General features: G+C 69.8%; 15 protein-coding genes and 1 pseudogene. 14 read left to right on the plus strand and 2 right to left on the minus strand.

Going from position 1 to position 16,348, the window contains the following annotated elements; all coding sequences use genetic code 11:
• From BLR05_RS22050 to BLR05_RS22065, 5 genes are all read left to right on the plus strand, one after another.
• A partial coding sequence (locus BLR05_RS22050) for a transposase (RefSeq protein ID WP_143015873.1) occupies positions 1–333 on the plus strand: 333 nt, incomplete at its 5' end.
• A 47-nt stretch (positions 334–380) separates the two neighbouring features.
• A complete protein-coding gene (locus BLR05_RS22055; RefSeq protein WP_092838994.1) occupies positions 381–674 on the plus strand; it encodes a DUF2789 domain-containing protein in 294 nt (97 codons plus the stop codon).
• Between the two features lie 89 nt (positions 675–763).
• Positions 764–1,774: a phytanoyl-CoA dioxygenase family protein gene (locus BLR05_RS22060; RefSeq protein ID WP_225979255.1), complete on the plus strand. Its 1,011-nt coding sequence runs from the start codon at positions 764–766 to the stop codon at positions 1,772–1,774.
• Positions 1,775–1,905: 131 nt separating this feature from the next.
• Entirely contained in the window at positions 1,906–2,040 is a 135-nt protein-coding gene (locus BLR05_RS27540; RefSeq protein ID WP_019700501.1) for a hypothetical protein, read from the plus strand.
• A gap of 127 nt (positions 2,041–2,167) precedes the next feature.
• Positions 2,168–3,181: an expansin EXLX1 family cellulose-binding protein gene (locus BLR05_RS22065; protein WP_092838997.1), complete on the plus strand. Its 1,014-nt coding sequence runs from the start codon at positions 2,168–2,170 to the stop codon at positions 3,179–3,181.
• Between the two features lie 133 nt (positions 3,182–3,314).
• On the opposite strand, the gene BLR05_RS22070 is transcribed toward BLR05_RS22065, so the two are convergent.
• Together BLR05_RS22070 and BLR05_RS22075 are read right to left on the minus strand one after the other, a co-directional pair.
• On the minus strand, positions 3,315–4,892 hold the full coding sequence (locus BLR05_RS22070) for a sensor domain-containing diguanylate cyclase (RefSeq protein ID WP_092839000.1): 1,578 nt from the start codon (positions 4,890–4,892) through the stop codon (positions 3,315–3,317).
• 44 nt (positions 4,893–4,936) lie between these two features.
• Entirely contained in the window at positions 4,937–5,833 is an 897-nt protein-coding gene (locus BLR05_RS22075) for a LysR family transcriptional regulator (protein WP_092839003.1), read from the minus strand.
• Between the two features lie 129 nt (positions 5,834–5,962).
• Between BLR05_RS22075 and BLR05_RS22080 the strand changes: the two genes are divergently transcribed.
• The 9 genes and pseudogenes from BLR05_RS22080 to nusA all read left to right on the plus strand — a co-directional run bounded on the left by BLR05_RS22080 (position 5,963) and on the right by nusA (position 16,330).
• Entirely contained in the window at positions 5,963–7,315 is a 1,353-nt protein-coding gene (locus tag BLR05_RS22080) for an acyclic terpene utilization AtuA family protein (protein ID WP_092839006.1), read from the plus strand.
• 13 nt (positions 7,316–7,328) lie between these two features.
• Entirely contained in the window at positions 7,329–7,721 is a 393-nt protein-coding gene (locus tag BLR05_RS22085; RefSeq protein WP_092839009.1) for an AtuA-related protein, read from the plus strand.
• Between the two features lie 52 nt (positions 7,722–7,773).
• The gene (locus BLR05_RS22090) at positions 7,774–8,769 is read left to right on the plus strand and encodes a Bug family tripartite tricarboxylate transporter substrate binding protein (protein ID WP_092839012.1); all 996 of its coding nucleotides are present in this window, start codon (positions 7,774–7,776) and stop codon (positions 8,767–8,769) included.
• Between the two features lie 169 nt (positions 8,770–8,938).
• Positions 8,939–11,102 (plus strand): annotated as a pseudogene (locus tag BLR05_RS22095) (alpha/beta hydrolase domain-containing protein).
• 300 nt (positions 11,103–11,402) lie between these two features.
• The gene (locus BLR05_RS22100) at positions 11,403–12,131 is read left to right on the plus strand and encodes a c-type cytochrome (RefSeq protein WP_377778532.1); all 729 of its coding nucleotides are present in this window, start codon (positions 11,403–11,405) and stop codon (positions 12,129–12,131) included.
• Positions 12,128–13,465, plus strand: coding sequence for a c-type cytochrome (locus tag BLR05_RS22105; RefSeq protein ID WP_092839015.1), 1,338 nt, complete (start codon positions 12,128–12,130; stop codon positions 13,463–13,465). The genes BLR05_RS22100 and BLR05_RS22105 overlap by 4 nt, the downstream gene beginning before the upstream one ends.
• Before the next feature lie 60 nt (positions 13,466–13,525).
• On the plus strand, positions 13,526–13,924 hold the full coding sequence (locus BLR05_RS22110; protein ID WP_092839018.1) for a thioredoxin family protein: 399 nt from the start codon (positions 13,526–13,528) through the stop codon (positions 13,922–13,924).
• 231 nt (positions 13,925–14,155) lie between these two features.
• Positions 14,156–14,764 carry a ribosome maturation factor RimP gene (gene rimP, locus BLR05_RS22115; RefSeq protein ID WP_092839021.1) on the plus strand — a complete coding sequence of 203 codons (609 nt, stop codon included), beginning with the start codon at positions 14,156–14,158 and terminating at the stop codon, positions 14,762–14,764.
• A gap of 81 nt (positions 14,765–14,845) precedes the next feature.
• Positions 14,846–16,330, plus strand: a complete 1,485-nt coding sequence (nusA, locus tag BLR05_RS22120; RefSeq protein ID WP_013594288.1) for a transcription termination factor NusA — start codon at positions 14,846–14,848, stop codon at positions 16,328–16,330.
• Positions 16,331–16,348 lie beyond the last annotated feature (18 nt).

The raw sequence follows: 16,348 nt of genomic DNA on the forward strand, positions 1-16,348 counted from the left end.
GAAGTGACGGACCGCAAAGGAGCCTTGCAGGCGCTGCAGCGCTGCCAACCTGCGCTGGGCAGGGTGCGAAGCCTGCTGTGCGACAGCGGCTACGTGGGCAAGCCGTTCGCCCTGGGCGTGCAAGAGATCCTGGGCGAGCACGTCACCGTTCAGATCGCCAAGCGAAGCGAGTTGCACGCGTTCAAGGTGATGCCTCAGCGCTGGGTGGTGGAGCGCAGCTTTGCCTGGTTGGACAAGAACAGGCGTTTATGGAAGAACTGCGAGAGGTTGCTCAACACCAGCTTGCAGTTCGTCCACTTGGCATTCTTGGCTTTGCTGTGTCGAAGATCGTAAACAGGCTCTAAGGTCGGTGGCATCTATTGCACACCAGGAGCCTTCCCGTGATCACCACCGAACCGACGATGACCAACCTGTTCCTGCAACTGGGCCTGGATGAGAGCCCGGATGCCATCACCCGCTTCATCCACACCCACCAGCTCGGCGCCGGGGTGCAGGTGGCCGATGCCCCGTTCTGGAACGATGCGCAGCGCCAGTTCCTGGCAGAGCAGCTCAAGGCGGATGCACATTGGGCGCTGGTGGTGGACCAGTTCAACGAAGCGCTGCACGCCGATGCGGTCGAGCGGCGCACCGAAGCGGAAGTGCCCACGAAGGCCGAGGCCGTTCCGGCGCGCTGACCGCCAAGCGGGGCGCCACCCCTTCCGCACTCTCCGCATCCGGAGAGAATGTGCAGGCAATTTTGCGGGCGCACGCGCGAAGGAAAACGATGAGTGCAGCGGATTGGGCAGGTATCGCCGTGCTGAAGGGCGCGTGGAACCGCATGGCGCTGGCACGGCAGGGGCGCGCTGCCGGGGTGCCCATGCCGCAGTGGCGCGAAGACCACTGGGTGCTGCATGCCCTGGGCATCGGCATCGAGCCCTTCCATGCCTGGTTTGGCCGCAATCCGGGAGCCGACTTCCAGGACTTCGCGCGGTGGCTGCAGGAAACGGCGGGGCCGCCGCCCACGGACCGCGTGGTCCGGATCGACGCCGCGCTGTCGGGATTGCCGCCGCCCCCCGGCGCGCAGCGGTTGATCGCCGAGGTGGACCGCATAGCGCCGGTGCTGTCCGCCGAGGACCTGGCCTTCTGGGACGCCCAGGGCTACGTGGTGCTGCACGACGCCGTGCTCCCGGCCGATGCCGAGGCCACGGCGGGCGCGATCTGGGAATTCCTCCACGCCCGGCCGGAGGATCCTTCCACCTGGTATCCCCCGAATGACCACGGCATCATGGTGCAGCTCTTCCAGCACGCGGCCCTGGAGCGCAACCGGCGCAACCTGCGCATCCACAAGGCATTCGCCCAGCTCTGGGGGACGGCGGACCTGTGGTGCACCACCGACCGCGTGGGTTTCAATGCGCCGGAAACCCCGTCCCACAGGTTTCCCGGCCCGCACCTCCACTGGGACGTCAGCCTGCGCATCCCCGTACCCTTCGGTACCCAGGGCATCCTGTACCTGACCGACACCCGGTCGGAGCAGGGGGCGCTCACCCTGGTGCCCGGCTTCCACCACCGGCTCGGCGTATGGCTGGAGGGCCTCCCGGGGGGACCGGCATCGGCCCGTACGCAGGACCTGCAGGCGCTGGGCGCGGTGCCCATCGCCGGGCGCGCGGGCGATCTCATCATCTGGCACCACGCCCTCCCGCATGGCAGCCGTCCCAACAGTACCGACCGGCCCCGCCTGGTCCACTACCTCAACTTCTTTCCCGCGGACGCCCCGGCACAGGACGAGTGGGTCTGAGACCTGTTACCCCTGCCACTTCCGCCGGGCCTCGGGGCATTGCGCGACCCGCTGGCATGGCCTTGTCCGACGCGGTGCAGGGGCGCCGGGGGTTACCGTCGGGCTTTCAACCTGTCGATGGAGAAGACCCCATGAACGCACCACGCAACTCGGCTGGCGCCGTACCCACATCCTCGAGCCGCAACCGGTTCGCCAGTGCCCGCACCCTCTGGGTGGCCGGCATCGCTTTGGCAGTGATTCTCTTCGTGTTCATGATTCCCTGGTGAGCACCGGCTGGGTACAACCGGTGTGGGAGGCCCGGGCAGGGCTGAGCGCGATGGCCGTTCCGTCCTCCGGGCCGAAGGTGGACGCTGGCGATGGTCGCCAGGCGCCGCACCATGTCGGGAGGAACCCATGTCGAAATTTCTGTCTTCCATATTCGGTCGGCGCTGTGCGCGGGCCTTGGGCTGGCTGGCGCTGGCAGTCGTGCTGCCGGTGGCTGCGCAAGTCACCCCGGGTGACACCTATACCGGGCGCGGCACGAACTATGGCTACGACGGCGGCGGCAATTGCAGCCTGCCGTTTCCGGAGCACGTCTTGACCGTGGCCATCAACGATTCCGACTACCAGGGCTCGCAGGCATGCGGGGCCTACCTCGAGGTGCTGAATCCCGCAACGTCGAGCAAAGTGGTGGTTCGTGTGGACAATCGCTGCCCCGAATGCCCGCCGCGCGCGCTGGATCTGGCCATGCCGGCCTTCGCGCAGATCGCCCCGCTGGAAGCAGGCATCGTCTCGCTGCGCTGGCGCTACGTGTCGGGCCCCGATGCACAGGCGACCGTCGTTTTCAAGGAAGGTTCCAGCGCTTCGTGGAGCGCCCTGCAGGTGCGCAACCAGCGCAATGCGGTCGCTTCGCTCGCCTATCGCACGAGCGGTTCGGGCGGTACCTATGTGCCACTGGAACGGCAGATGTACAACTACTTCCTCGCACCGGGCGGTATGGGGCCGGGGCCGTTTGACCTGAAAATCACCGATATGTTCGGCCAGGCGCTGGAAGTGTCGGGCGTGCCGCTGAGCGTGGGGCCCGAGCTTCCGCTGGGCGTGCAGTTCCCCTCGGCGCTCCCCGCACCCGGCTCGGCCTGGTCCGTACCGGATTCCACGCCACCGGCGCCCCCCACCGGTCCGGTCACCTACGCCACCAGTGTCAACAGCGACTGGGGCCAGGGCTATTGCCTGAATGTGATGGTGAACAACCCCAATGCCGGTCCGGTGGACTGGGCTGTGCGCATCCCGGTGGCGGGGACGGTCTATAACGCCTGGGACTCTCAGGTGACCCAGGCAGGCAATGAGCTTCTTGCCCAGGGCGCGGCCTGGAACCGCACGCTGCAGGCCGGCGCCAGCGTGCAGTTCGGCTTCTGCGCCAACCGCTGAGCGGTGTCCGGCAGCGGTCTGTTTCCGGGCCGTTGCCGGATGGCTCCGCGAAAGGTGCTGCACCGCAGAGATCGGATACCCGGCACCGGACGGCCGCAAGGGCATGGGAGCCCCGGCCGGCCTCCTGCGGGTGTCAATGGCCGGCGCCGGATGGGTGGCTGTCCGCCGCCACGATCCGGTCGCGGCCCTGCTGCTTCGCTTCGTAGAGGGCGGTGTCGGCGCGGCCCAGCAGTTCTTCCGGTGTTTCGGATTCGCGCCCCGGGCAGCAGGCGACGCCTCCACTCACGGTGACGTGGCCGAAAGGGCTGCCGGGGTGCGGCAGGTGCAGGGCGATGACCGCGGAGCGGGCGGCCCGGGCCACCTGCAGGGCACCCGGCGCGTCGGTTTCCTGCAGGACGATGGCGAATTCCTCGCCGCCGTAGCGGGCGATGAAGTCCCCGGGCCGGCGGATCGATCCCGCCAGCGCGTGCGCCACACGGCGCAGGCATTCGTCCCCTTCCAGGTGCCCCAGGGCGTCGTTGTAGAGCTTGAAGAAATCGACGTCGAACATCACCACCGAGACGGGCCGCTGGTAGCGCCGGCATTGCGCCATGACTTCGCGGATGCGCCGGTCGTAGGCGCGCCGGTTGCGCAATCCGGTAAGCCCGTCGTGCTCTGCCATGTGCTCCATGCGCGCGTGCGCCTCGACCAGCGCCTCGTGGGTCGTGCGCAGCCGGAGGTCTGCGTCGCGCCGCATCTTCACGGTGCGGATCAGGTACGCCCCCGCAGGACCGATCACGGCGAGCAGCAGCAGGATGCCTGCGATCTGCGCGGCCGTGGCCTTGCGCCACTCCGCGAGGATATCGTCCTCCGACAGTGCCACGGCCGCCGCGAGCGGGACATTGCGCGCGTATTCGAAGCTGACGAGGCGCACCACGCCGTCGATGGGTGACGGCACGACGGTGAGGCCCGAGCGGGACTGGAGGAATTGCGGCAGCTGCGAAGCCGGCAGCGTGCGGCCCAGGTCCTCCACGCGGAAAGGCTTGCGCGTCAGCACCGTGCCGTCCGTGCGCAGCAGCGCGATGGCGCCCTTGTTTCCCACGTCGAAGCCCTGCAGCACCTCCTGCACGTGCCGGACGCGGAGGGTGGCGAGCACGACGCCCGCAAAGCCGCCCAGGGCGTCGTTGATGCGGCGTGACAGCGGTATGACCCATTCACCCGTCGTTCGGCTCTGCAGGGGTTTGCTGACGTAGGTCAGCGTGCTGGGATTGTCGCGGTGGTGGATGAAGTATTCGCGGTCCGCGTTGTTGGCGGCCGGAGGCTGTACCGGCAGGCTGTGCACGAGCCATTCACCGTTCCTGCCGAATACGAACAGCCCCTGCAGGTGCTCCGCCAGGGACACCTGGTTGACCAGCATGGGCTGCAGTGCGTCCAGCTGCGCGGGCGACAGCTCGTCGCGCTCCAGTTCGTACTGGATGGAGACCAGCTCGCGGCCCACCTCCGTGGCCAGGCCGTCCATCTGCTGCGCCATGGCACGGGACAGGTTCTGGGCGAAGACCCGCGCCTGCTGCCATTCGGCCTGGTGGGCGCGCCACGCCAGCCACACGTTCGAACCGATAAGCAGCAGGGCCACCAGGACGACGAAGCCGATGGCAAGGGGCAGGGAACGGTCCTGCCCGGATTCCTGCGGTGCAGCGGGAGGCAATGGCGATTCCGTAGGCTCGGTGGACATTGGAGGGGCGGTGGGCGCGGGTGGGGCTGGGCGGCTGGCTATTCTTACACCCGCGGACGACTCGCCATCACCCGGCGGTAGAGCTCCCGGGCGGCGACGGACAGGTCGCGGCCGCGCCGGCGCACGAGGAAGACCTGGCGCGTGAGCGCAGGCAGCGACAGCGGCCGCGTCACGAGGCCGGGCTGCGAGAAGTGAAAGAGCGTGAGCGTGGGCACCACGCTGATGCCGATGCCTGCGCGCACCATGCCCATGACCGTGGCCAGCTGCTCGACCTCCATCAGCGTGTTCATGGCGTGGGGATGGATGGCGGCCTCCAGATATTGCCGCACGCTGCTGGTGCGCGCGAGGTGCACGAATGGCCAGGGTGCGAGGTCCTGCATCTGCAGGCCGCCGCGGGGGCGGCGTTTCGCCAGCGGATGGTCGGCGCGGCACACGAGATGGAATCCATCGCTGCAGAACGGTTCGGCCTGCAGGGACGGTGTATCGGCGCGGATGGCCGCCAGCGCGAAGTCCGCGCGGCCCGACGCCACGCGTTCGATGCAGGGCTCGGACAGCACGTCGGCGATGTCGAGTTCGATCCGGGGATGGTCGGCCCGGAAGCCGGCCAGGATGCCTGGCAGCCAGCCTGCGGCCAGCGAGGGCAGCAGCGCCAGGGACACCCGGCCGCGCCGCAGCTGCGCCGCATCGCGCGCCATGCCGATCGCGCTGTCGATCTCCGCGCGCAGGCGCCGTGCGGACTCCAGGAACTGCAGGCCTTCCTGCGTCAGCTCCACGTGGCGCGTGCTGCGGTCGAACAGGCGCAGCGCGAGGCCTTCTTCCAGCGAGCGCACGAGGGCGCTGAACGCCGGCTGCGAGAGGTGGCACAGGCCGGCCGCGCGCGTGAAGCTGCGCTCCTGCGCCAGGGCAAGGAATGCGTCGATGTGGCGGCTGGAAAGATGCATGGACCCGGGGCAGAGCGGCGTGGCGGATGGAGTCGGTGGATTGATCGGAAAAACGGATGAATCCATCTTAACAATCTATTTCACGAAACAAGCCACGGCGCCTACATTGGGCCCAGGAGACCACAACGCATGGCGAATGGAGACATCTTGCGCATCGGCTGCGCAGCCGGCTTTTCGGGCGACCGCACCGATGCCGCGCTGCCCGTGGTGCGGAAACTGATCGGCAGTGGCGGCCCGGCCGTGCTCATCTTCGAGACGCTCGCTGAGCGCACCCTGGCCCTCGCGCAACTGGCCCGCCGGTCGGATCCGCAGGCCGGTTTCGAGCCTTTGCTCGACGAACTGCTGCGCCCGGTACTCGCTCTCTGCCTGGAACACGGCATCCGCATCGTGAGCAATTTCGGCGCCGCGAATCCGGACGGCGCTGCGCGCCACATCCACCAGCTGGCCGCGGAACTCGGCCTGCGGCGCCCGCGTGTTGCCGTGGTGCATGGCGACGACCTGAGCAGCCCCGGCCACCAGCCGCTGCTGTCCGGCGCCCTGGGTGCCGCGCTGCCTGCCGAGCCGGTGGTGAGCGCCAATGCCTACATCGGCGCGGAGCCGATCGCCGGGGCGCTGCGCGAGGGGGCCGATATCGTGGTGTGCGGGCGGGTGGCGGATCCTTCGCTCGTGGTCGGGCCCGCGCTGGCGCATTTCGGCTGGAGCCTGGACGACTGGGACCGCCTGGCCCGCGCCACCATGGCCGGCCATCTGCTGGAGTGCGGCGCGCAGGTCACCGGCGGGTATTTCGCCGATCCGGGCTACAAGGACGTGCCCGGCATGGCGCAGCTGGGCTATCCCATCGCCGAGATCGATGCCGACGGCCACTGCACGCTGTCCAAGCCGGCGGGCACGGGCGGGCGCATCGACGAACGCACGGTGAAGGAGCAACTGCTCTACGAGTTGCACAATCCGGCGGCCTACCTCACCCCCGACGTGGTCGCGGACATCACCGCCGCCACGGTGCGCGAGATCGCGCCGGGCCGCGTGCGGCTCGAGGGCGTGCGCGGGCATCCGCGGCCCGCGGCCCTGAAGGTGAATGTGTGCTTCGAGGCTGGCTGGTTTGCCGAGGGCGAGATCTCCTATGCAGGGCCCAGGGCCGAGGCGCGGGCGCGGCTGGCGGGAGAGACGCTGCGCGAGCGCCTGGCCGGCGTGGCGCCGCTGCGCCTGGACCTGATCGGCGTGACCAGTGTGTTCGGCGACGACGCCAGCCGCTGGCTGGACGAGGCACCCCAGGGCGACGCCCGCGACGTGCGCCTGCGCGCAGCGCTGCAGCACCGCGACCATGCGGCGGCCCGGCGGCTGGTGCGGGAGGTTACGGCCCTGTATTGCTGCGGCCCGGCGGGCGGCGGCGGCGTGCGCACCGCCATGCGGCCGCGCCTGGGCATGGTGTCGTGCCTGGTGCCGCGAGAGTCGGTGCCGACCGGGCACCGGTTCCTGGATTGAAAGGACGGACGCGATGGATATTCCGCATTCGGCCGCTGCAGCGGCCTCCGGCGACCCGGTCGCCGTGCCGCTCTACCGGCTGGCGCACGGGCGCACCGGCGACAAGGGCAACCGCTCGAACATCAGCGTGATCGCCTGGCATCCGGCACTCTGGGACGTGCTGGTGGAGCAGGTGACCGAGGATGCCGTGGCGCGCCGGTTCGGCCAGCGCCGGCCGAGCCGCGTGCGCCGCTACCTGCTGCCGCAACTGCACGCGATGAATTTCGTGATCGACGACGTGCTCGACGGCGGCGTGAACGATTCCCTCAATCTCGACAGCCACGGCAAGGCGCTCGCCTACCTGCTGCTGGACCTGCCCCTGCAGGTGCCCGCCGTGCTCGCGCAGCACCTGGCCGGCCCGCCCTGACGGCGGAGTGCATGCACATTCCTACATAAATCCACAAGGAGACAACGCCACCATGAACCATCCCGCCTTCAGCCTGTCGCGCCGCCGCATGGCCCTGGCAGCCGCCGCCTTCGCCCTGTTCGGCACGGCCGCATCCGTCACGGCCCAGCCGGCCGCCTATCCGTCCAAACCGCTCACCTTCGTGGTGCCCTTCGCGGCAGGCAGCGCCACCGACCAGCTCGCACGCGCCCTGGGGCAGGCGATCACCACCGACACGAAGCAGCCCGTGGTCGTGGACAACAAGGCCGGCGCGAGCGGCATGATCGCCGCGCAGGCGGTGGCCAAGGCGCCGCCGGACGGCTATACGGTGCTCATCACGACGAACACCACCCACGCCGCCAACGAGCACCTGTACCGGAAGCTGCCGTACGACCCGGTGAAGGATTTCGTGCCCGTCACGGGCCTGGGCAAGGGCGGGCAGGTGCTGGTGGTGAATGCCGGCGCGCCCTACCGCAGCGTGGCCGACCTGCTGGCCGCCGCGAAGAAGAACCCCGGCAAGCTGAGCTTCGGCAGCGGCAGCTCCTCCAGCCGCATGGCCGGTGAAATGCTCAAGCAGCTGGCCGGCGTGGACATCCTGCACGTGCCCTACAAGAGCAACCCGCTCGCCATCACCGACCTGCTCGGCGGGCAGATCGACATGATGATCACCGACACCTCCACCGGTGTGCCGCAGATCAAGTCGGGCAAGCTGCGCGCGCTGGGCTATTCCACGCAAAAGCGCAGCGCGCAGCTGCCGGACGTGCCTACGCTGGAGGAGGCGGGCGTCAAGGGTTACGACATGGGCTACTGGTTCGCCGCCTACGTGCCCAGCGGTACGCCGGCACCCGTGGTGTCGCGGCTGAACGAGCTGCTGGCCGCGGCCACGCAGAGCGCCGCGGCGAAGTCGTTCTACGACACCGCCGGCTCCGAGCCCTGGACCACCACGTCGGCCGAGCTGGCCCGCTTCCAGGCGGCCGAGACGCAGAAGTGGGGCAAGGTGATCAAGGCCGCGGGCATCGATCCGGAATAGGCCCCTACCCACACCTTCCGTACCGGGCGTGCAGCCCGGCAGTCCGCACAGGGCACTTTGCGCCCGGAACGCATGGCATCGCGCATCGCCAGGGGCGGTTGCGCTCCGGATTCCGGCGTTCCTGGCGGCGGCTTGCGCATTCCACAACGACAACACTGGAGACATTGCCATGCACTTTCCCGGAGCCATTTCCCGGCGCGCCCGCCCGCGGCGCCCATTCCCCGCCGCCGCCGCGGCGCTCGCAGCCGCCGCGCTGCTGGCTGCCTGCGGCGGAGGCGGCGGTTCATCGTCGCTGCCCGGCGGTGCGCCGAAGCTGCGCATCACCATCGGTGCCACCGAAGACTTTCCCGGCAGCTTCGGCAGCGTGGGCGCCTATGAAAAGGTGTCGGGCACGGTGCAGGGCGAACTGGATCCGGCGGATCCGCGCAACGCGGTCATCCAGGACCTGCAACTCGCGCCACGCAACAGCCGCGGCATGGTGGAGTACAGCGCCGACTTCGTGCTGCTCAAGCCCAAGGACATGTCCAAGGCCGGCGGCGTGCTGCGCTACGACGCGCCCAACCGCGGCAACATCCTCACGCTGCCCAATCCGGCGGCCGTTCCGGGCGATGCGGTGTATTTCGAACGCGGCTACACCTTCCTCTATTCGGCCTGGCAGGGCGACGTGCCCAAGAGTTCGCCCGCGCGGCTCACGGCCACCGTGCCCGTGGCCCGCAATGCCGACGGCAGCAGCATCACCGGCCCCTACCGCACGGAACTGGTGCCCACCGCCGCGGCCCCGGCCATGGCGCTGCCCGGAGGCGTCTTCGACGGCACCATGACTCCCTATGAGCCCGCGGGCCTGGACAACACGCAGCCGGGCTATTCGCTCACACGCCGCCGCAACGAGACGGATGCGCGCGAGGCCATACCGGCCGCGGACTGGAAGTTCGCCGCCTGCGATACCGGGGCCAACCCGTTCCCGGGCACGCCCAGCCCCGCCAGCGTCTGCCTGCGCGGCGGGTTCGATCCGCAGTACCTGTACGAGCTGGTCTATGTGGCCAAGGACCCGAAGGTCATGGGCGTGGGGCTTGCCGCGCTGCGCGATACCGTGGGATTCTTCCGCGGCCGGGCCGCCGATGCGGATGGCCGGGCCAATCCGCTGGCGGGCCGCATCACGCACGTGATCGGGCAGGGCACGTCCCAGTCGGGCAATGCCATGAAGACCTTCCTGCACCTGGGCTTCAACCAGCGGCTGGACGGTGGCATGGTGTTCGACGGCATCTATGCCCACGTGGCGGCGCGGCAGACCAACGTCAACACCCGCTTCGCCGTGCCCGGCGGCGGTGGCGGCCTGCGCACCGACCACACGGCCTTCGGGCAGATGGCGCCGCGCGGCCTGGCGGCGGACTACGTGGATGCGGTCAGCGGCCGCGAGGGCGGGGTGATGCGCCGCTGCAGCGCGACCGGCACCTGCCCCCGCTTCTTCCTGGGCCTGTCGGGCACCGAGTTCTGGCAACTGCAGGGCTCGCCCGTGCTCACCGATGCGCAGGGCCAGCGCGACATCGCCCAGCCCGCCAACGCGCGCATCTATTACTAACTACGCGAGCACGCAGCACGGGGGGGCGGGTGGCGTGGAAAGCATCAGCTACGCGCCCTCGCGCACCGTCTATCCCGCGGGCACCGTGGTGCATTTCAACGACACCTTCCGGGCACTGTTTCTCGCGCTGGAGGACTGGGTGGTGCGCGGCACCGAGCCGCCAGCCAGCCAGGTGCCCCGTATCGCGGACGGCACGCTGGTGCGCCCGGCCCTGGTCGCCTATCCGGCCATGAAGGGGCTGACCTGGAGCGCGGGTGGCCTGCAGGCACCCATTCCGGAGTTCCGCTACCAGGCGCGCTACAACGGCTTCACGCTGCTGGATTTCGGGCCGCAGTACGTGCCGCAGGACGAATCGGGCATCGCCACGGTGCTGCCTCCGCGGGTGGTGGGGCGCGACTACGCCATCCTGGTGCCGCAGGTGGATCCGGCGACCGGGTTGGCGCGGGCCGGCATCCAGAGCGTGGAGGCCCAGGCGCCGCTGGGCACGAGCATCGAGTTCAATGAAGTGGCCACGCCCGGCATCGTCGATCTCTCGAACCTCACGGGCAGCTTCATCCCGTTCCACAAGACGCGCGCGGCGCGCCTGGCCGCGGGCGACGGTCGGCCGTCGCTGGAGGAGCTGTACGGCTCGCAGGCGGGATACGTGGCCACCGTGTCCCGCGCCGCCGACGGGCTGGTGGCGCAGCGCCTGCTGCTGCGCCGCGACGCCGATGCGATCGTGGCCAGGGCCCGGGCGGCCAGCATCCTGCCCTGAACCGCCACCGGCGCCCTGGACGCCTGTGCGTTCCAGGGCGGATGCAGGCGTGGAGTGCAGCGGTGTGATGCGGCGGGCTGTACGTGCCGGCCGGGGGTGCGTAGAGTGGCGGGGCAGGGCGCTCCGCCCATACGACGAACAAAGAGACAACCCCCCATGCCGTCCATGCCCCCAGGCTCGCCCTGGCCTGCATTCCTTTCTTGCCTGCTGCACCGTTGCACCGCCCGGCTCCGGGCCAGTGAGGCCGCAGTTATCCACCGGGACAGGCAGGCGGGCAGGGCGGAGCGGTGGGTAGCGGCCATGGCGATGGCTGCGATGGTGGGCGGCGCCGGCCCTGCCGCGGCACAGGCACCCGCCAGCGCCCCGGTGCCCGCCACGCCGGCGCCGGCTTCCGGCATGGCCGACCGGGTCATCGCCTGCACGGCCTGCCACGGCCGGGAGGGGCGGGCTACCCAGCAGGGCTACTTTCCGCGCATCGCCGGCAAGCCGGCGGGCTACCTGTACCACCAGCTCCTGAACTTCCGCGACGGGCGCCGCAGCTACCCGCAGATGTCCTACCTGCTCGAGCACATGACGGACGGCTATCTGCGCGAGATCGCCCAGCATTTCTCCACGCTGGAGCTTCCCTATGCCGCGCCGCCTCCGCCCCAGGCCCTTCCGGCGACGCTGGAGCGGGGCCGCCGGCTGGTGCGCGAGGGCGATGCCGCCCGCGGCATTCCCGCCTGTGTGCAGTGCCACGGCGGCGCCATGACCGGCGTGCAGCCGGCCATCCCGGCGCTCGTCGGCCTGCCGCGCGACTACCTCAACAGCCAGATCGGCGCCTGGCAGACCGGCCAGCGCCGCTCGCAGGCGCCCGATTGCATGGCCCACGTGGCGCGGCAGCTCACGGCCGAGGACGTGAGCGCCATCTCGGCCTGGCTCGCCGCCCAGCCGGTAGCCGGCAGCGGCAAGCCCGCCGACGCACCCGCCGGCCCGCTGCCCATGCCCTGCGGCGGCGTGGACATGTCCGCCCGGGGGAGCACGCCATGAACGGGCCGCCACCGCATACACCGGGCTTCTGGCGGCGCTGGCCTGCGCGTGCGGGCATGGCCCTGCTGGGCGGGCTGGCGGCCTGCGCCGTGCTCGTGGCCGTGCTCAACCGCTGGGGCGAAGCCCCGCTGCCGCTGGACGACGGCCCGCCCGCGTCCGCCACGACCCAGGCCATCGCCCGGGGCGAATACCTGGCCCGGGCCGGCAACTGCATGGCCTGCCATACCGCGCCGGGCGGCGCGCCGTTCGCGGGTGGCCGCGGCATCGAGACGCCGTTCGGCACGGTGTACAGCACCAACCTCACCCCCGACCCCGACACCGGCCTGGGCCGCTGGTCGGATGCGGCCTTCTGGCGCGCCCTGCACCATGGCCGCTCGCGGGACGGGCGGCTGCTCTACCCGGCATTCCCATATCCCAGCTACACGCATGTGGCGCGGGAGGATGCCGACGCCGTCCACGCCTACCTGCGCAGCCTGCCGCCGGTGCGCCAGGCCCCGCGGCCGCACGCACTCGGCTTCCCCTATGGCACCCAGGCCGCGCTGGCCGTGTGGCGGGCGCTGTTCTTCCGCCCGGGTGGCCTCGCGCCCGAACCCGGCCGGCCAGCCGACTGGAACCGCGGCCGCTACCTCGTGCAGGGCCTGGGGCATTGCGCGGCCTGTCACAGTCCGCGCAATGCCCTGGGCGCCACGCGCGATGCCGGCGCCCTGCGCGGCGGGCTCATCCCCGTGCAGAACTGGTATGCACCGGCCCTGGACACGGTGCGCGAGGCCGGCGTCGCCGACTGGCCGGTGCACGAGGTGGTGGCCCTGCTGCGCGACGGGATCACGCCGCGCGGCACCGTGACCGGGCCGATGGCCGAGGTGGTCTTCCGCAGCACGCAGTACCTGGACGACGCGGACCTGCGCGCCATCGCGACCTACCTGCGCGCGCTGCCCGCGCCCGAAGGTCCCGCGCCCGAAGGTCCCGCGCCCGCGGCATTGCCGCCGCCGTCCCGGACCGCGATGGAGCGGGGCGGGGCGGTCTATGACCGCCATTGCACGCAGTGCCACGGCGATGGAGGGCAGGGCCGCCCGGGTGCCTTCCCTCCCCTGGCGGGCAACCGCGCGGTGCAGCTCGAATCGCCGGTGAATGTGGTGCGCACCATCCTCCAGGGCGGCTATCCTCCGGTGACGCCCGGCAATCCACGGCCGCACGGCATGCCGCCCTTCACCCAGGTGCTGGGCGACGACGACGTGGCCGCCGTGGCCACCTTCGTGCGCAACGCCTGGGGCAACCAGGCGCCCGGGGTGGGTACCATCGACGTGTACCACGCACGGGAGCGCCGGGGCCGGTGAAAGCGGGCCCCTGCTTCTTTCCCGTCCGCCGCCCCTTCTTCCACGCCTGTTGAAAAAACCATGCCGGACACCATCTCTCCACCAGTACCGCTTTCCGCCGGCGGCCCTCCCGCCGCCCCGGGCTGGTGGGTGGTCTGCCTGTGCGCCGCCTGGTGTGGCGTCTGCCGCGAGTACGGTGCCGTCTTCGAGGCGCTGCGTGCCGCCCATCCGGATGTCCGCTTCGAGTGGGTGGACGTGGAGGACGAGGAAGACCTGGCCGGCGAACTCGATGTGGAGACTTTCCCCACCGTGCTCGTGGCCGATGGCACCCATGCGCGTTTCCTCGGTCCCGTGCTGCCGCAGTCCGGCGTGCTCGCGCGCATGCTCGCCGCACTGCGGAAGGAGGGGGACGCATCTCCCGTGGATGCCCGGGCGCAGGCGGTGTTCGAGCACATCCGCCAGGCGCGCGCAGCGGCCTGAAACTGACGCTGCGCCGCCACGTTTGTTGCGCACCTGCAATGCAAATTGCATGCCGCCAGCTTGGCAAAGCGGTGCGCCGCAGGCTACAATAAGTGCTTCACGGCCAAACGGGCGGGTCCCCACCGCCCGTTTTTTTTGGCCGTTCGCTTTTCTTCGAGCTCGAAGCTGCCGGGGAGATTCCTCCGGTGGTTATCGGGTTTTTTGTACTTCTGGAACAGAGCTGAACGACACGTGGCATTGCAGCAGATCGTCGAACAAACCGTCGCGGGCCTGGGTTACGACCTGGTGGAGATCGAGCGCTCCGCCGGCGGGCTGCTGCGCATCACCATCGATCTGCCCTGGCAGCCGCCTGCGGAAGGCACCGCCCCCGATGCCGCTGCGCCGGCCGGCCCCGAGGCGTTCGTGACGGTCGAGGACTGCGAGAAGGTCACGCGCCAGCTGCAGTTCGCGCTGGAGGTCGATGGCGTGGACTACAAGCGCCTGGAGGTCTCCTCGCCGGGCATCGACCGCCCGCTGCGCCATGAACAGGATTTCCAGCGCTTCGCCGGCGAGGTGATCGACATCACGCTCAAGGCCCCCATCGGCGAGGCCGCCGCCGGCCAGGTGAACGCCAACCGCAAGAAATTCCGCGGCACGCTCGAGCGCACCGAGTCCGGTGGCTGGCAGATCGTCTGGAGCGACGAGCCTCCCCCGAAGCCGGGCCAGAAGGTCAGCAGGAAGCGGGTGCCCGCGCCGCTGCAGGCCCTGGGCTTCACGCTCGACGAGCTGCGCGACGCCCGGCTGGCGCCGATCGTGGACTTCAAGGGGCGCGGCCCGAAAGGCGGGCCGGCTCCGGACTGAAACGGGCCGCAGCGGATTCGAAGCAAGGGTTGCCGCGCAGGGCGCGGGCCTTCAAGGGATTGAAAAATAGGAGAGTCGTCGATGAATCGCGAACTGTTGATGTTGGTTGAAGCCATTTCGCGCGAGAAGAACGTGGAGCGCGACGTGGTGTTCGGCGCCGTGGAGCTGGCGCTGGCCCAGGCCACCAAGAAGCTCTATCCGGGCGAGGTGGACATCCGCGTGGCGATCGACCGCGACAGCGGCAACTACGAGACTTTCCGCCGCTGGCTGGTCGTGCCCGACGACGCCGGCCTGCAGAACCCGGACGCCGAGGAACTGCTGATGGATGCGCAGGAGCGCATTGCCGACATCGAGGTCGGCGAGTACATCGAGGAAGGCATCGAGTCCGTGCCCATCGGCCGCATCGGTGCCATGGCCGCCAAGCAGGTCATCCTGCAGAAGATCCGCGATGCCGAGCGCGAGATGCTGCTGAACGACTTCATGTCGCGCGGCGAGAAGATCTTCACCGGCACCGTCAAGCGCATGGACAAGGGCGACATCATCGTCGAGTCCGGCCGCGTGGAAGGCCGCCTGCGCCGCAGCGAGATGATTCCCAAGGAAAACCTGCGCAACGGCGACCGCGTGCGGGCGATGATCATGGAGGTGGACCTCACGCTGCGCGGCGCGCCCATCATCCTCTCGCGCTCCGCGCCCGAGTTCATGATCGAGCTGTTCCGCAACGAGGTGCCAGAGATCGAGCAGGGCCTGCTGGAGATCAAGAGCTGCGCCCGCGACCCCGGCAGCCGTGCCAAGATCGCCGTGCTGTCGCACGACAAGCGCGTCGATCCCATCGGCACCTGCGTCGGCGTGCGCGGCACGCGCGTCAATGCCGTGACCAACGAGCTGGCCGGCGAGCGCGTGGACATCGTGCTGTGGTCCGAGGATCCGGCGCAGTTCGTGATCGGCGCGCTGGCGCCGGCCAACGTGTCCTCCATCGTGGTCGATGAGGAAAAGCACGCCATGGACGTGGTGGTGGACGAGGAGAACCTTGCGATCGCCATCGGCCGCGGCGGCCAGAACGTGCGCCTCGCTTCCGACCTGACGGGCTGGAAGATCAACATCATGGACGCGGCCGAGTCCGCCCAGAAGCAGGCCAACGAGACCGATGCGTCCCGCCGCCTGTTCATGGAGAAGCTCGACGTGGACGAGGAAATCGCCAACATCCTCATCGAGGAAGGCTTCGCCAGCCTCGAGGAAGTGGCCTACGTGCCGCTGCAGGAGATGCTCGAGATCGAGAGCTTCGACGAGGACACGGTGAACGAACTGCGCGCCCGCGCCAAGGACGCCCTCCTGACCATGGAGATCGCCCGCGAGGAAAGCGTGGAAGGTGTCTCGCAGAACCTGCGGGACCTGGACGGGATGACGTCCGAGCTCATCGGCAAGCTGGCCGAGGGCGGCGTCCACACCCGTGATGACCTGGCCGACCTGGCCATCGACGAACTGACCGCCCTGACCGGCCAGTCTGAGGAAGAAGCCAAGGCCTTGATCATGAAGGCGCGCGAACATTGGTTCGCGGGGCAAGAGTAAGGGTCAGGGGAGGTACGA

The organism is Paracidovorax cattleyae (genome assembly GCF_900104515.1).
GTDB classification, from domain to species: domain Bacteria; phylum Pseudomonadota; class Gammaproteobacteria; order Burkholderiales; family Burkholderiaceae_C; genus Paracidovorax; species Paracidovorax cattleyae.

Bases quoted from the DNA above. Each gene is read 5' to 3' on its own strand.
- BLR05_RS22070 (WP_092839000.1), bottom strand. From the start codon at position 4,892: ATGTCCACCGAGCCTACGGAATCGCCATTGCCTCCCGCTGCACCGCAG.
- BLR05_RS22100 (WP_377778532.1), top strand. From the start codon at position 11,403: ATGGCGATGGCTGCGATGGTGGGCGGCGCCGGCCCTGCCGCGGCACAG.
- BLR05_RS22110 (WP_092839018.1), top strand. From the start codon at position 13,526: ATGCCGGACACCATCTCTCCACCAGTACCGCTTTCCGCCGGCGGCCCT.
- BLR05_RS27540 (WP_019700501.1), top strand. From the start codon at position 1,906: ATGAACGCACCACGCAACTCGGCTGGCGCCGTACCCACATCCTCGAGC.
- BLR05_RS22075 (WP_092839003.1), bottom strand. From the start codon at position 5,833: ATGCATCTTTCCAGCCGCCACATCGACGCATTCCTTGCCCTGGCGCAG.
- nusA (WP_013594288.1), top strand. From the start codon at position 14,846: ATGAATCGCGAACTGTTGATGTTGGTTGAAGCCATTTCGCGCGAGAAG.
- BLR05_RS22080 (WP_092839006.1), top strand. From the start codon at position 5,963: ATGGCGAATGGAGACATCTTGCGCATCGGCTGCGCAGCCGGCTTTTCG.
- BLR05_RS22060 (WP_225979255.1), top strand. From the start codon at position 764: ATGAGTGCAGCGGATTGGGCAGGTATCGCCGTGCTGAAGGGCGCGTGG.
- BLR05_RS22065 (WP_092838997.1), top strand. From the start codon at position 2,168: ATGTCGAAATTTCTGTCTTCCATATTCGGTCGGCGCTGTGCGCGGGCC.
- BLR05_RS22090 (WP_092839012.1), top strand. From the start codon at position 7,774: ATGAACCATCCCGCCTTCAGCCTGTCGCGCCGCCGCATGGCCCTGGCA.
- BLR05_RS22105 (WP_092839015.1), top strand. From the start codon at position 12,128: ATGAACGGGCCGCCACCGCATACACCGGGCTTCTGGCGGCGCTGGCCT.
- BLR05_RS22085 (WP_092839009.1), top strand. From the start codon at position 7,329: ATGGATATTCCGCATTCGGCCGCTGCAGCGGCCTCCGGCGACCCGGTC.